This window comes from Celeribacter neptunius (assembly GCF_900113955.1).
Classification (GTDB): Bacteria; Pseudomonadota; Alphaproteobacteria; order Rhodobacterales; family Rhodobacteraceae; genus Celeribacter; species Celeribacter neptunius.
The window spans coordinates 579,670-595,358 of record NZ_FORH01000001.1 but is presented as its reverse complement, the minus strand read 5'-3'; the positions used below and the strand labels follow the sequence as shown (position 1 = coordinate 595,358).

The 15,689-nt window shown below is 63.3% G+C and carries 10 protein-coding genes, 1 tRNA gene and 1 riboswitch; of the genes, 2 read left to right on the top strand and 9 right to left on the bottom strand.

The features are described 5' to 3' along the window. Window position 1: 1 nt before the first annotated feature. Entirely contained in the window at window positions 2-1,804 is a 1,803-nt protein-coding gene (thiC, locus tag BM151_RS02965; RefSeq protein ID WP_090057023.1) for a phosphomethylpyrimidine synthase ThiC, read from the bottom strand. A 103-nt stretch (window positions 1,805-1,907) separates the two neighbouring features. Next, a riboswitch (TPP riboswitch) is annotated at window positions 1,908-2,048 on the bottom strand. Between thiC and BM151_RS02960 the strand changes: the two genes are divergently transcribed. Next, on the top strand, window positions 2,040-3,086 hold the full coding sequence (locus tag BM151_RS02960; RefSeq protein WP_245781078.1) for an NAD(P)-dependent oxidoreductase: 1,047 nt from the start codon (window positions 2,040-2,042) through the stop codon (window positions 3,084-3,086). (Overlaps the previous riboswitch by 9 nt.) 199 nt (window positions 3,087-3,285) lie before the next feature. Beyond that, on the top strand, window positions 3,286-3,789 hold the full coding sequence (locus BM151_RS02955) for an SET domain-containing protein (RefSeq protein ID WP_090057015.1): 504 nt from the start codon (window positions 3,286-3,288) through the stop codon (window positions 3,787-3,789). A gap of 186 nt (window positions 3,790-3,975) precedes the next feature. On the opposite strand, the gene BM151_RS02950 is transcribed toward BM151_RS02955, so the two are convergent. From BM151_RS02950 to BM151_RS02915, 8 genes are all read right to left on the bottom strand, one after another. Next, window positions 3,976-4,065, bottom strand: a tRNA-Ser gene (locus BM151_RS02950). 181 nt (window positions 4,066-4,246) lie between these two features. Continuing rightward, window positions 4,247-4,987, bottom strand: coding sequence for an alanyl-tRNA editing protein (locus BM151_RS02945; protein WP_090057011.1), 741 nt, complete (start codon window positions 4,985-4,987; stop codon window positions 4,247-4,249). After that, window positions 4,984-7,455, bottom strand: a complete 2,472-nt coding sequence (locus tag BM151_RS02940) for a DUF3772 domain-containing protein (protein WP_090057008.1) — start codon at window positions 7,453-7,455, stop codon at window positions 4,984-4,986. Before BM151_RS02940 ends, BM151_RS02945 begins: the two co-directional genes overlap by 4 nt. Next, window positions 7,452-8,498 (bottom strand): cysteine synthase A, encoded by a 1,047-nt coding sequence (locus tag BM151_RS02935; RefSeq protein WP_090057003.1) that lies wholly within the window; start codon window positions 8,496-8,498, stop codon window positions 7,452-7,454. The genes BM151_RS02940 and BM151_RS02935 overlap by 4 nt, the downstream gene beginning before the upstream one ends. A gap of 123 nt (window positions 8,499-8,621) precedes the next feature. Beyond that, on the bottom strand, window positions 8,622-9,983 hold the full coding sequence (locus BM151_RS02930; protein WP_090057000.1) for a cytochrome P450: 1,362 nt from the start codon (window positions 9,981-9,983) through the stop codon (window positions 8,622-8,624). Next, window positions 9,980-11,197 carry a hypothetical protein gene (locus BM151_RS02925; RefSeq protein ID WP_090056996.1) on the bottom strand — a complete coding sequence of 406 codons (1,218 nt, stop codon included), beginning with the start codon at window positions 11,195-11,197 and terminating at the stop codon, window positions 9,980-9,982. The genes BM151_RS02930 and BM151_RS02925 overlap by 4 nt, the downstream gene beginning before the upstream one ends. Before the next feature lie 75 nt (window positions 11,198-11,272). Next, the gene (locus BM151_RS02920; protein ID WP_090056992.1) at window positions 11,273-12,025 is read right to left on the bottom strand and encodes a cytochrome c biogenesis CcdA family protein; all 753 of its coding nucleotides are present in this window, start codon (window positions 12,023-12,025) and stop codon (window positions 11,273-11,275) included. Window positions 12,026-12,412: 387 nt separating this feature from the next. Next, window positions 12,413-15,478, bottom strand: coding sequence for an Rne/Rng family ribonuclease (locus tag BM151_RS02915; protein WP_090056989.1), 3,066 nt, complete (start codon window positions 15,476-15,478; stop codon window positions 12,413-12,415). Window positions 15,479-15,689: the final 211 nt, after the last annotated feature.

Genomic DNA, 15,689 nt, shown 5'->3' with positions numbered 1-15,689 from the left:
TTCATTGCTTGTCCTCCAGCGGGATGTACAATTTTCCACCTTCACGGAATTTCTCGGCCATCTTCGCCATGCCGTCCTTCTGTGCCTCGGCGCGGATGTCGTGGGAAATCCGCATCGAACAGAACTTCGGCCCGCACATGGAACAGAAATGCGCCACCTTGTGGGCCTCTTTCGGCAGGGTCTCGTCATGCATGGAGCGTGCGGTGTCCGGGTCGAGCGAGAGGTTGAACTGATCCTCCCAGCGGAACTCGAAGCGCGCGCGCGACAGCGCATCGTCACGGATCTGCGCCGCCGGATGGCCCTTGGCCAGATCGGCGGCATGGGCCGCAATCTTGTAGGTGATGACGCCCACCTTCACATCGTCGCGGTCGGGCAGTCCGAGGTGCTCCTTGGGCGTGACGTAGCAGAGCATCGCCGTGCCGAACCAGCCGATCATCGCCGCGCCGATGCCGCTGGTGATATGGTCATAACCCGGGGCGATATCCGTGGTGAGCGGCCCGAGCGTGTAGAACGGCGCCTCGCCGCAGGTCTCAAGCTGCTTGTCCATATTCTCCTTGATCTTGTGCATCGGCACATGGCCGGGGCCTTCGATCATCACCTGGCAATCCTTGGCCCAGGCGATCTGGGTCAGCTCGCCCAGCGTCTCCAGCTCGGCAAACTGCGCCTCGTCATTGGCATCGGCGATGGAGCCCGGCCGCAACCCGTCGCCGAGGCTGAAGGACACGTCATAGGCCCGCGCGATCTCGCAGATCTCGTCAAAATGCTCGTAGAGAAAGCTTTCGCGATGATGATGCAGGCACCATTTGGCCATGATCGAGCCGCCGCGTGAGACGATGCCCGTCACCCGGCTCACCGTCATCGGGATCATATGCAGGCGGACACCGGCGTGGATGGTGAAGTAATCCACCCCCTGCTCGGCCTGTTCGATCAACGTGTCGCGGAAGACCTCCCAGCTCAGATCCTCGGCGATGCCGCCGACCTTCTCCAGCGCCTGATAGAGCGGCACCGTGCCGATCGGCACCGGAGAGTTGCGCAGGATCCAGTCACGGATGTTGTGGATGTTGCGCCCGGTCGACAGGTCCATCACCGTGTCGGCGCCCCAGCGGGTGGCCCAGACCATCTTTTCCACCTCTTCGGCCATCGAGGAACTCACCGCCGAATTGCCGATATTGGCGTTGATCTTCACCAGAAAGTTGCGGCCGATCGCCATCGGCTCGGCCTCGGGATGGTTGATGTTCGACGGGATGATGGCGCGGCCCCGGGCGATCTCGTCGCGGACGAACTCGGGCGTGATGAAATCCGGGATCGCCGCACCGAAGCTCTCGCCGTCGCGCAAGAGTGCCTCCTTTGCCGCCTTGCGGCCCAGATTTTCGCGGATCGCGACGAATTCCATTTCCGGCGTGACAATGCCGGCGCGGGCATAGGCGATCTGGGTCACCGCCCTGCCGTCCCGGGCGCGCAGCGGCGCATGACGAATGGGGAACTCCGGGGTCAGCCGGGTGCCTTCGGCAAAACCGTTGTCCGCGGGGATCACGTGACGCCCGGCATAGCGCTCCACATCGCCGCGCGCGATGATCCAGTCTTCGCGCAGGCGCGGCAGCCCGCGGTCGATGGCGATCTCGGCCTCTGGGTCCGTATAGGGGCCGGAACTGTCATAGACGGTGACCGGCGGCTCCCCGGCCGTGGGATGCAGGTCAATCTCGCGCATCGGCACACGGATATCCGGGTGGCGTTCGCCCGCGTGCCAGACGCGGCGCGAGGCGGGCAGCGGGCCCGTGGTAACGTTTGGTGTCAGGTCTTTCATCGGTCGGAGCCTCCATAGCTCAAAGCGTTGGAGACCCAGTTCCGCGTCGAATGGGATTGCCGGTGTGGGAATAGCCCCCTGCCACGAAAACGTGGTCGGGGCCCGCGCGGCCAGTGCACCATCCCTACGCCAGTGTGAACTGGATCAGGTTCATCGGGTCACTGCGCTGCGCGGATTTGACGTCCCGTTTGACGTCCGGCCAGCAGTATCTCAGCCTCTTGTCGAGACCCCCCGGGTGAGTGGCGGCAGACTGTTCGAGAAACGCGGTCGTGTCAACATCCACGACAAACCAACTTACCCGAATTTCAAAATCTGTAATTTCGATCATTTCGTTATTCCAATTGATCGATATCGGCTAGCTTACGACCCGCAGAGGAGGCAGGCCGTCATGGACACAGGAAAACAGATCGGCTTCATCGGCCTGGGAACCATGGGCGAACCGATGGCCCTGAACCTCTGCCGCGCCGGACAGCCCCTGAGGGTCTGGAACCGGACGCCGGAGCGGACCGCCTCTTTGAAAAAGGCCGGTGCCATGGTCGCCACCGACCCCGACGACCTGTTTGAACATTGCGACACGGTGCTCCTGATGCTGGAAAACGAGGCGGCGACCGATGCCGTGCTGGGCCGCGGCACCGGGGCCTTCGCGTACCGCGTCGCCGGGCATTGCATCGTGGCGATGGGCACGACCTCGGCCAGGTACTCCCTCGACCTGTCACGGGACATTGCCGCCGTCGGCGGGTACTATGTGGAGGCGCCGGTTTCGGGCTCCAGAAAACCGGCGGAGGCCGGACAACTCATCGGCATGCTGGCCGGCCCTCCCGAGGAGATCGAGCGCCTGCGCCCCCTGCTCTCGCCGGTCTGCAAACAGCTCTTCGACTGCGGCCCGGTGCCCGCCGCCCTGCAGATGAAGCTGGCGGTCAACACCTTCCTGATCACCATGGTCACCGGCCTTGCCGAAGCCGGGCATTTCGCCGCCCGCCACGGGCTCGACATGGACCGCTTCGCCGACATCCTCAACGCCGGCCCAATGGCCAGCGACGTGTCCCGCATGAAGATCGACAAGCTGCGCAGCCGCGACTTCAGGCGTCAGGCGGGCATTTCGGATGTGCTGAAGAACAGCCGACTGGTCGTCGAGGCCGCAAAAGCCGCCGGCACCGCCCATCCCCTGATGGAGATCTGCGTGGGGTTGTATGAAACCACCGAAGCGATGGGAGAGCACGAGCGGGACATGATCACGGTGATCCGGGCCTTCGAGGCCGAGGCAGACAAGCCTCAGCGGTAAGGCAATACCCGGCGGCAGCGACGTGGCCAAGATCAGCGGCACGCTCATCGCACGCGGGCCCGATCCGTATCAGAAATGGGTCAGCGGGTCGCTCGTCGATCAGGACGGCAGCCCAGCACAGTCAGCCAGGCGGTCCCTGTCACGCGGCTGTCGTAAAACAACGATAGGGGCGGCTGCACGATGTGAAAGGAGCTCGGCCATGACAACCTGGTTTTCGGAGAAGGTCGAAAAGCGCGGAAGCGAAATCGAAGGTCGGGGCCTGTTCTGCGTCGCATCGATACAGGCAGGCGAAACCGTCGTCGTGAAAGGCGGTCACGTCTTTGACCGGAAGACGAGGGATGCGCTCGCCAAAAGGCTTGGCCCTGCGGAAATCCAGATCGACGATCATTTGTTCATCGGGCCTGTGACCCAGGAGGAGCGGGAAGCGTCGATGATGTGTCTCAATCACTCATGCGACCCCAATGTGCAGATCGTCGGGCAAATCACCTTTCGTGCGATGCGCGAGATTGACCCCGGCGAAGAACTTACCTTCGACTACGCGACCGGCGATGACGATGACTGGGAAATGGAATGCGCCTGCGGCGCATCTTGCTGCCGGGGCCGGGTGACCGGACGGGATTGGAAGCTGCCGGAACTCCAGCGACGTTATGCCGGGAAATTTTCCGACTATCTCCAGAGACGGCTGACGACGCAAAGTGCCTGAAAGCGGACCCTCGGGAGAATGAAAGGCCCGGCTGCTCTGTCCCAGGGAACGGCGCGGCGAGCTGTCTCCGCCCCAGAGAAAGCCCGCGACGGGCTCCTGGACACCCTGCCCCGGCCATGACGCGGCGCGCCGAGCGCGACCGGACAGGCATTCTGAACGGTCAAAAACATCGAAAAAAGGGGGAAGTGGCGGACAGGAAGGGATTCGAACCCTCGAGACGGTTCCCCGCCTACACACTTTCCAGGCGTGCGCCTTCGACCACTCGGCCACCTGTCCGAGAGCGTCTATAGTGGAGGTGCATAAGGGGATGCAACCCCCGGATTGTCAGAAAATGAATGTTTTTTGACGGCGTTTTTCACCGCACCCTCGTAAGGCCTTTTTTCCTTGGCGGAAGCTTCGCGCGGCGCAGCAAAATTTCTGCATCCGCACGCCGGCCGGGCGCCGAAGCGCCCGCCCATCAGTCGAGATGGATCGTCACCCGGCGGTTTTCCTTGCCCTTGTTCTCGATCTTGCCGAAACGGATGCGACCGATCTCCGAGGTGCGCGCCACATGGGTGCCGCCGCAGGGTTGCAGATCGACCAGATCCGATCCGTCGCCGATCCGCACCAGCCGCACCTTGCCCTGCCCCATCGGCGGGCTCACCGACATGGTCTTGACCAACGAGGGGTTGGCCTTGAGCTCCTCGTCCGAGATCCAGCCGTCCGAGACCACGAGATCACGTTCAATGAGCACGTTGAGCCGATCTTCCAGGATCTGCTTGTTGGCGGGCGGGTCCGGCATCAGGAAATCCAGCCGACCCTTTTCCGAGCCGATCGCACCGCCGGTGACCGGCAGCGGAAGGACCACGGACAGGAGATGCAGCGCGGTGTGCACCCGCATATGGCGGTGCCGACGCGACCAGTCGAGACGCTGCACCACCTTGGCGCCGACGGGCGGCAGCCGCGAGGCCTCGGCGGGAATGAGAATGATATCCTTGCCGTGCCCCTTGATCGCCGTGGCGATGGTCAAGCCACCGAATTGCGGATCGGCGACCCCACCGGTCTGCCACTCCAACCGGCCGCTGTCGCCGGGCTGGCCGCCGCCGGTCGGGTAGAAGATCGTCCGATCGAGCACGATACCGCCTTCGGAGGTCAGCTCGGTCACCCTGCCTTCGGCCTCTTGCAAATAGGCATCTTCACGGAACAAAAGCTCTGTCATGCGCTCTCTCCCTCGGCATCGGGGTCTGTGTCGGATTGGCTCTGCGCGCTCCCGAAATCCTCGGCCGCGAGCAGGCCCGGTGGCGTGGCCTCCGTGGCGGGCTGCGGCGTCGGCGTCGCTGTCGAGGATGGCTGCAACGCTTCGGGATTTCTGAGCCAGATATCGCGTTGGGCAAAGGGGATCTCGATCCCCTCCTCGCCAAAGCGTTTGGCGATCGCGTGGTTGATGTCGTTCTTCACCGCCAGAATATAATTCACATCGCGCAGGATGGCGCGGATCTCGAATTCGAGCGCATCGGCGCCGAAATTGAGGAAATAGACCTGTGGCGCCGGATTCAGCGTGACCATCGGCTGCGCCTCGGCAATCTCGCGCAGGATCGCCTCGACCTTGCGCGTGTCCGTGCCATAGGCCACGCCCACCGGCACGATGACGCGGCCGATGAGATTGCCGCGGGTGTAATTGGTCACCTGGTTGGAGATCAGATCGGCGTTGGGCACGATCAGATCGGTCCGGTCAAAGGTCTCGACCCGGGTGGAGCGCACCGAAATGTCGCGCACAAAGCCCATCTGGCCATTGCCGACATCGATCCAGTCGCCTTCGGAAATCGGCCGCTCGATCAACAGGATGATGCCGGAGACAAAGTTCTGCACGATGTTTTGCAGGCCGAAACCGATGCCCACCGAGAGCGCCCCGGCGACAATCGCCAGCGCCGAAAGATCGATCCCAGCGGCGGTCACGGCGACGATGGCGGAGATGAAAATGCCGATATAGCCGGCGCCCGCGACCAGCGCATTCTGCCCGCCCTTGTCGAGCGAGGTCTTGGGCAGGATCGCGGTGGCCAGCGCCGATTTCAGCAACCGTGTTGCCGCCATGCCGATGGCAAAGACCACTACAAGGGTGAGAAGATCGGTGACGGAGATCTGCACCCCGCCCAAAGAGACACCTTCGCGCATCCGGGCATAGAGTTCCCAGATCTGATCCGGCCGCATGCCCCAGATCAGGGCAAAGAACGGCAGCGAGGCAATCACCAGCGCGAAAGACAGCAAGACCGGGATGAGCGCCTCACGCTCCTCTTCGCCTTTGCGGGTGATGAGGGCATAAAGATCATGCGCCAGTCGCGAGAGCACCGCGAGAAGCCCCAGAAGCGCCAGAGAGAGCACCAGCGGGAAAGCAATGCTCTGCGCCGCCGACATATAGCCCACCGCGCCCAAAAGCAGCGCCACGACCGAGGTGATCAGCACGATGCGCGACACCGAGCGGACGATCAGCGCGGTGAAGCCCTGATCGCGCAGACCGGCCGCCTCGTCATCCCCGTTCGTCGGGCGCGCCACACAGGCCCCGAGGATCTGCGCCAGGCGAAACAGCGCCACGGCGGTGATCGCCACCAGCGGAAAGCGCAGCACCGCCAGGGTGGCATCGCTGTACCCGTCGATCCCGGCGAGACTGCCCAGCACGGCATTGAAGGTGAACATGACCCCCGCAAGCGTCGCCATGCCAGTGGCCTCGACCCGGCGCGAGGCCGAGAGATCGAACAGCGCCTCGCCCCTGCCGGTCGGATACAGCAGCCGCCCGACGATCCAGCGCGACACAAAATAGGCCAGGCCGATTTTCGGCAGAGCGGCAAAGATCACCTCGCCGCGCGGCCCCAGAAGCGTCGAGACCTGTGCCGCCTCGGTGATCGCGTAGAGCCCCGCCACGGGCACCACGATCTGACTCAGCGAGGCGAGAAAGCCGCTGACCCCACGCCCGGCCTCGCCGGCCACACGTTCGCGCACGAACCGGGTGATCCGCTCGGACCAGTGCCGCCCGCGGGCCACCAGCACAAGCGCGATCAACAGGTAGAACAGCAGCGTGGCGGCATTGGCCTTCAGCGTCGCCTGCGTCGTGTTCGAGGCGGCATTGTCGCGAATACTGGACCAGGCCTGAAATCCGGTGCCGGTGATGGCACGGACCGCCTCGGGCCAGAGCGTCGGATTGAGCGGGCTGGGACCGAGTTGCATCAGCGCCTCGGCCTGACGATCGGTGAGGATCTGATCGATCTCGGAAATCAGTCCGTTGGCCCGTGTATAGGCTTCTTCGGCGGCCTTGACCGGCGCCTGTGCGGTCTCGAGCTGTGATGTCAGCTCCTTGCGGCGCTTGGCGATCTCGGCGCTTTCGCTCTCGCCCTCTGCGGGGGCCGGTCCCAGCGCCTCGATCTGGGCCTTGAGCGTCTCGATGCGCGTGGCATTGGTGTCTTCGGCCGAGAGAAAACCCTGTCGCCAGACGGTCAGGGTCTCGCGCAGGTTTTCGAGATCGGCATTGGAGGCGCCGAGCGAGGAGAGCTGATCCTCAGCCCGGCTGGCAAGCGCCTGCCATTCTTTGTAATCGGGTGTGGCAACGTCCTGTGCCTGCGCTGCCATCGGCAGAGCAAGCAGGACGATCAGAAAGAGACGGGTCCAGAACGGACGACGAAAAATCTGCGTGATCATACACTCTCATATACGTCAGGCAGAGCGCGCGGTCCACGGTCAAGCCATTCCGGCACCGGCAGATTTTTCTCCTTGAGAAACTCCGGGTTAAACAGCTTCGACTGGTAGCGTGTGCCATAGTCGCAAAGCACGGTGACGATCGTGTGCCCCGGCCCCATCTCGCGCGCCATGCGCATGGCGCCGGCGATATTGATGCCCGAGGAACCGCCAACGCAAAGCCCCTCGTGTTCCAAAAGGTCGAACACCACCGGCAAAGCCTCTTCATCGGGGATCTGATAGGCGAAATCCGGGGTGAAGCCCTCGAGATTGGCGGTGATCCGGCCCTGGCCGATGCCCTCGGTGATCGAACCGCCCTCGGACTTCAACTCGCCGGTCTTGTAATAGCTGTAAAGCGCCGCGCCCATCGGGTCAGCCAGGCCGATCTTCACGCCCTTAGGCTGAAGCGCCATGCCGACACCGGCGAATGTGCCGCCCGAGCCGACCGAACAGATGAACCCGTCGACCTTGCCGCCGGTCTGCTCCCAGATCTCCGGGCCGGTGCCCTCGATATGGGCCTGACGGTTGGCGACATTGTCGAACTGGTTGGCCCAGATCACGCCTTCGTTGGTCTGGCGCGCCAGCTCTTTCGCCAGACGTTCCGAGTAGCGGACATAATTGTTCGGGTTCTTGTAGGGCGACGCCGGCACCTGCACCAATTCGGCCCCCGCCAGACGGATCATGTCCTTCTTTTCCTGGCTTTGCGTCTCCGGGATCACGATCACGGTGCGAAAGCCCAGAGCCGAGCCAACGAGCGCCAGACCGATGCCGGTGTTGCCGGCCGTGCCCTCGACAATCGTGCCTCCGGGCTTGAGCTCGCCCCGCGCCAGCGCATCCTTGATGATATAGAGCGCCGCACGGTCCTTGACCGACTGGCCGGGGTTCATGAACTCCGCCTTGCCATAGATGTCACAGCCGGTGGCCTCGGACGGGCCTTTGAGCCGGATCAGCGGCGTGTTGCCGATGCTGTCGATCATATCGCTTTTAATAGGGCTGGGCACAGACATGGTGTGGTCCTTTTATCTCGCAGTCCCTGAATGTGTAGGACGCACATTCCCCAAGCTCAAGTCTGGGCAACACAGAGAGGGAGGGTGTTCCGGTTTTTCGAGCAGCAACGGAACGCACGTTTCTCACGCCGCCGGGTCGCGGGGGCGGAGGTTCAGCCAGATCCCGTCCTCGGACCGCACGGTCAAATGCGCAACCGGCATGGGCACCCTGCCCTCGACGGTCTCCAGTCTGAACGCGCGCAGCAAAAGCGCCAGAAACAACGGCCCCTCGACCATGGCAAAGCCTGCCCCGGTACAGACCCGCGGCCCGCTCGAGAACGGGATGAACGCATCGCGCAGGCATTCACGGCCATTCTCCGTCTTGAACCGGTCCGGATCGAATTCGTCGGGCCTCTCCCAGAAAATCTCATGTCGTCCCAGATGCCAGGGTGAGAGCACGATCTGCGCGCCTTTCGGCACGTCGCGTTCGCGAAACCGCACCGGGCATTTCGCCTCGCGCACCATCATCGGCACCGGCGGGTAAAGGCGGAGCGCCTCGCGGAACACGTCCTTGGTGAACCTGAGCTTGGAGAGATCGGAAAATGATGGCTCATCGGGCAGCGACAGCGCCTCCTCGGCCACACGCGCCTGCACCTCCGGATTGGCCGCCAAGAGCCAGAGCGCCCAGCCCAGAGCTGTCGCCGAAGTTTCATGCCCCGCGAGGAAAAAGATCGCCACCTGATCGACCATCTCGCCCGTGTCGAACCTCTCGCCAGTTTCGGGGTCCGCCGTGGTCATGATCTTGGTCGCCAGATCGTCGGGCGCCGTGCCCGCCGTGATCTCCGCCATCCTTTGCGTTGTAAGATCAGTGATCAGACGCCGGATCGCCTTGGCGCCGTCGCGGGTGCGTTTGCGATGAAACCGTGGAATCCACTTGGGCAGCGGAATGAAGGCGGCGATGTTGAGAATGGGTTGCGCGCGTTGATAGTCCTGAAACTTGTCGAACACGGCGCGGGCCGTGTCATGGGTGATCGGCAGGGAAAACAGCGTGCGGAAAATCACATCCGCCGCGCCTTCGGAAGCATGCGGCTCGACGTCGAACGGCCCGTCGATTTCCGAGAGCCGCGCCACCATCGCCTGCCCCGCCGCCAGCATCGCCGGAAACGTATCCTTCAACCGCCCGCCCTCGAACGCCGGATCGATGATCCGCCGTTGCCTGAGCCAGGTCTCGCCATTGGTGAGAAACACCGAGTCGCCCAGAAGCGGCCGCAGCCCCTCCGCAATGCGCCCGGACTTGGGGAATTGCATCGGTTCTTCATTGAGGACGCGCTTCACCAGCGTTGGCTGATTGACCAGATAGCTGCGGAAGAACGGGGTTTTGAACTCCGCCATCCAGGCGCGGTAGAGCTTTTCCGGCTGGGCGGACAGGATGTCCTTGCGGAACAGTTTGATGTAATTGCGCAGGCTGGTTTTCTCGGGCCGCGGGCTCGGCTTCGGCGGGATCATGACGCCATATCCTTGAATTTATTCGCCGGCGTGTCGATCCGGCTCGGGCTGGGGATGTGCGCCTGAAAACGGGTCGCGAGGGTGTCTCCCCCGGCGGTGATTTTAAAGTAGTCATAGCGCTCGGGCCGGTCGAAGGCGCAGAGATATTGGAAATGCAGCCGGAAGAAGCGGCGCTTCAATTCCGCCTGTTTCTCAGGGCTCAAGGTCTGGGTGAAGGCGGCCGAGATCACCAGGGGCCATTTCTGATCCGGTGGCGCGACGCCTGAGACCTTGATCGGATCGCAGAGCGCAAAGGAACACGGATCGCCGGGCGCGGTGACATCGAGCCAGAACAGCTGATCGGTGACGGAGAGCTGGGCCAGATCGCGGCGCAGCGTCCTGGCTTCCGGCAGATAGGAGACCATCGGCACCACTTGGCCCAGCGAGAGGAAAGACAGCACCGGGCCGTCTTCCGGCAGATCGCCCTGTCGCAGAAGATCGGCGAGGATCTGCACGCCCAGATGCGCACCGGAACTGTGGCCGACGATGAGGACCTCGTCCCAGTCTTCCTGCAAGGCCTCTTGGATCTCGTCACGAAACGCGGTCATGCGGTCCAGGAGCACCGGCGGATCGGCCCCGCGCCAACGCGCCGAAAACCCGTAGTCATGCATCAGGTAATAGGCGAAGAACTTGCCATCCTGGGTCTTGAACCAGGTCAAAAGCCCGTATCCGGCGATGAGGCCCACGGCCAGACCGCCCCAATGGCCCGCCGCGCCGAACAGCCCCCCAATCGCGGTGATCGCCCAAAGAAGCAAGAGCGCGATCAGGAGCTGCACCAGAAGTACGCCAATCGGGTAGAGCGCCGCCAGAACCGGCCCGCGCCGGAGCTTCATCAGCCGAAACAGCGCGCCGGTGGAGATATAGATCCAGGCGGTGCGCGCGAGGATCAGGTAAGTGCGGAGAATCCCCGCCTCCATGCTCTCCTGCACGATGTCGGACCAGACCAGCACATCGATCTCGCTATGGGTCTTTCTGCCGTCGATCTCGGCCGCGACCGACCAGCCGAAATTGCGGCCCTTCTTCGGCGAGAGCGCGAGCGTATAGCCGGAGATCTCTGCCTGCGCCGCGCCCTCCTTGCGGTAAAGCTCGCGGTAGCGGCGCGGCGGCAAAGGGTCATAGCCGGGGATGTAGAACACCCGCCTGCGCCTCACCTGCCCTGTTGCCCCGTCAGACATACGCGAAAACCTGCCCCGAAAACCTGCACTGTTTCCGAGATGTTAGACCGAGATTGCGGCGAGTTTAAGGGGGAATTACCCGAGCTGGCTGAGCGCTGGGAAGGTCTCCAAGAGCCAATAGGACAGCCGCGAAAAGGCCCCCGTGACCATCAGCAGGCCGACGAAAAGCAAAAGCGCGCCCATGACCTTCTCGATCAGCCCCATATGGCGCTTGAGCCGGTTCATCAGCCCGACCGCGCGGGTGATGAAGATGGCTGAGAGGAGAAACGGCAGGCCCAAGCCAATGGCATAGGTCGCCAAGAGCGTGGTGCCGCGCGACACCGAGCCCTCAGACGCCGCCATGGAGAGGATCGCGCCCAGCTGCGGCCCGATGCAAGGCGTCCAGCCAAAGGCGAAGGCCAGCCCGAGGATATAGGCGCCAAAGGCCGTACCGCCCTTGTCGCCCGCGTCGATCCGCGCCTCGCGATCGAGGATCGGAATGCGGAAGACCGAGAGGAAATGCAGGCCGAGAATGATGATCACCACGCCGGAGATCCGCCCGAAAAGCTCCTGATTCTTCAGGAAGAACATCCCGAAGGCCGAGGCGGTGAAGCCCATCAGCAGGAAGACGGTGGAAAGCCCCAGGACGAAGAGAAGCGCCGGCACGATGGCCTTGCGCGACCCTTTGCCACCGCCGGTCAACTCGCCCATGGAAATCCCTGACATATAGGCGAGATAGGGCGGCACGATGGGCAGCACACAGGGCGAGAGAAACGACACCATCCCGGCGGCGAGCGCGACCAGGACAGAGGGCAGAAGCGTGGCGTCAAAAAGATCGATTCCGAACATGGGGACCCTCATGCCACAGGAAGGCTTGCCTGCCTAGCGGAGAGAGAGTCGCAGCTCCTCACATTCGCGTTGGGGGATCGGAGAAAAGGCCGCAACGAGTCCTTTGGGGACATTCCCTCTCGCGCAACGCGAGCCGTGACAAGCCTGCCCGTGGGGTGGCGCTCAAACGGCTGTGCGGTGCGCTTTATGGTGCAAAATACATCTTAGATCTGAGGCCTTTACGCGATCAGAATGCGCCAGCCCGCCGGGACGGGCAGGCGCAGACGCGGCGGCCTTCGGCCTTGTTCCGCGCCAGAAGTGTAGGTCCCCTCCGTCCCGCAAAGCCGCAAAAGAAAACGGCCGGGAATGACCCGGCCGTCTTTCATATCTCGATATCGGCTGTCCGCATTAGCCGCGGCTCCACCAGCCGCGTCGTTTCGGCTTGTCCGCCTCGGCCTCTGCCACCGGCTCGGACGTCTCAGCCGTGGCCAGTTCCGGCTCCGGCTGGACTTCTTCCGGCACGGGCGTGACCGCTTCGGCCACCGGTTCTGCCACTGGCGCAGCCTCTTCGGCTCCGGCTTCCGTCTCGACCGGTTCGGCCACTGCGGCTTCGGGCGCCGTTTCCGCCGGGGTCTCGGCCTCTGCGACAGGAGCGTCAACCGGGGATTCGACCGGCGTATCGACCGGTGCGTCAACCGGCGTCTCCGCCTGCGCCGCTTTCTCCGCCTCGGCGGCGGCTTTTGCGGCCTTGTCGGCTTCGATCTCGGCCTTGGTGCGGCGCTTGCGCTTGGGTTTCGGCTTTTCTTCGCCCTCAACGGCAGCTTTCTCGGCGGCGGCCTTCTCCGCTTCGGCAGCTTTCGCAGCCTTGTCGGCCTCGATCTCCGCCTTGGTGCGGCGTTTGCGCTTGGGTTTCGGCGCCTCGACCGGAGCCTCCGCCTCTGCGTCATCGGCCTCGGCAGCCGGTGTTGCGGCCTCGGCGCTTGCCTCTGTGGCCTCGCCCTCCGCCGGCTCCACCTTCTTGCGCGTGCGGGTACGCTTGCGCTTCGGCTTCTCGGTCACCTCTTCGGCGGCGGTCTCTTCCGCACCCTCGGTCGCAACGGTCTCGGGCGCATCTTCTTCCGAGGCGTCGCCCTCGGTCTCTTCCGAGGTCTCACCCTCTTCCGAACCGTTCTCGGCCCCTTCGGCCTGATCGCCATTCTTGCGGCGACGGCGACGGCGACGGCGACGTTTCTTCGGCTTCTGTTCCTCGTCTCCGGTCTCTTCGGCGGTGACGATTTCGGCCTCTTCCACCTGATCCTCGTCGTCCTCTGCCTCGTCGTAATCGGCCATCAGATCGGCCGATGCCGAAATCACCGTCGCGGAGACTTCCGGCACAACGCGGGTCGCGGTCTTGAACCGTTCAATGGAGAAATCCGGCGAAATCAGGAAAGGATCGGCCTCGATCCGGATCGCCATGCCATAGCGCGCTTCGATCTGGGCGATCTTTTCGCGCTTCATGTTCATCAGATAGTTGACGATCGCCACCGGCGCTTTCAGCAGCACCTCGCGGGAGCGCTTGCGTGTGCCCTCTTCCTCGAGTTGACGCAGGATGGTGAGCGCCATGTTGTCATCGGAGCGGATCAGCCCCGTGCCGTGACAATGCGGGCACGGCTGGGTCGTCGCCTCGAGCATGCCCGGGCGCAGACGCTGACGCGACATCTCCAACAGGCCAAAGCCCGAGATCCGGCCCACCTGAATGCGGGCGCGGTCGGTCTTGAGCTTGTCTTTCAGACGTTTCTCGACCGCCGCGTTGTTGCGCCGTTCTTCCATGTCGATGAAATCGATGACGATCAGACCGGCAAGGTCGCGCAGGCGCGCCTGACGTGCCACCTCTTCGGCGGCCTCGAGGTTGGTCTTGAGCGCGGTTTCCTCGATCGAGCCCTCTTTCGTGGCCCGGCCGGAGTTCACGTCGACCGCGACCAGCGCCTCGGTGACATCGATGACGATGTACCCGCCGGATTTGAGCTGCACCGTGGGGTTGAACATGCCGCCGAGGTAGCTTTCCACCTGATAGCGGGCAAACAGCGGCAGTTGCTCTGTGTAATGTTTCACATTCTTGGCATGGGACGGCATGATCATTTTCATGAAGTCCTTGGCCTCGCGGAAGCCCGCCTCGCCCTCGACGAAGACCTCGTCGATATCCTTGTTGTAGAGATCGCGGATCGAACGACGGATCAGATCGCCTTCCTCATAGATCTTCGCCGGCGCCGCAGATTTCAGCGTCAGCTCGCGGATCTGTTCCCACATCCGTTTGAGATAGTCGTAATCGCGTTTGATCTCGGTCTTGGTGCGTTGCGCGCCTGCGGTCCGAATGATCAGACCGGCGCCCTGTGGCACTTCAAGCTCACCGGCGATCTCTTTGAGTTTCTTGCGGTCTGCGGCATTGGTGATCTTGCGCGAGATGCCGCCGCCACGGGCGGTGTTCGGCATCAGGACACAGTAGCGACCGGCCAGGGACAGGTAGGTGGTGAGCGCCGCGCCCTTGTTGCCGCGCTCTTCCTTGACGACCTGCACCAGCATGATCTGGCGCACCTTGACGACTTCCTGGATCTTGTATTTGCGCGGACGCGGTTTGCGGCGCGGACGGACTTCCTCATCGGTGTCATCGTCGGCAACGCTTTCGATCGAGTCGTCCTTTTCCGAGGCGGTTTCCGGCTCTTCATCGGAATCATCCTCGTCGGAGGCCTCTTCCCCGCCCTCATCGCTCGATGCGTCGGCGTCGGCGTCGGCCACTTCGGCCTCAGCCGCGTCTTCAGGCGCCTTTTCGGCGCCATTTTCAGCCACGTCTTCTGCGGTCGTGGCCGGCTCTTCGCCCTGCCCCGCACCCTCTTCCGGGGTCTCGGATGCCTCCGTCGGCTCTTCAACCGGGGTTTCCTGCACCATGAAAGCCGGCGAGGTGCCCTCTTCGACATCACCATCCGCGATCAGCGCATCGGCCTCAGAGGCTTCCGGCTCGATCACCTCCATCGAGGAAATCGCCTTCGGGGCCTCATCGCCTTCGAGATCCCCGCCCTCAAGCGCGTCTGCCGCGACCTCTTTGGTCTCCACCGCATCTGCGGATTTCACATCCTCGGCCTTGGATTTGCCGCGGGTGCGACGACGGCGGGAGCGTTTCGGGCGCTCCTCATCCTCTTCCTGGGCTTTCGCATATTCCAGCTCTTCGGCCAGCAGCGCCTCGCGATCCGCAACCGGGATCTGGTAGTAATCCGGGTGGATCTCCGAGAATGCCAGGAACCCGTGGCGGTTGCCGCCGTAATCGACGAAAGCCGCCTGCAGCGAGGGTTCGACCCGGGTTACTTTTGCGAGATAGATATTGCCAGCGAGCTGGCGTTTGTTTTCCGATTCAAAGTCGAATTCCTCGACCTTGTTTCCGTCGACCACCACGACGCGGGTTTCCTCCGCGTGAGTGGCGTCGATGAGCATTTTCTTTGCCATGTAAGTTGTCTTTCGGCACCCGAAACAGGCGCAGATCCGCAAAGCGGTCTGGCACGTGATGTCGGGTGATGTCTTGAGGCGTGCGGCGCGGGCAAGACGGCGGGGGCGCTGGCGCCCGCTCTGTGCTCTAATCTTGCCTCTGCGCGTTGCATCGCGGTTCTTCTCCGGCGCATCGAGGATCTGTTGTCCTTTGCACCCATTCAAATCCCAC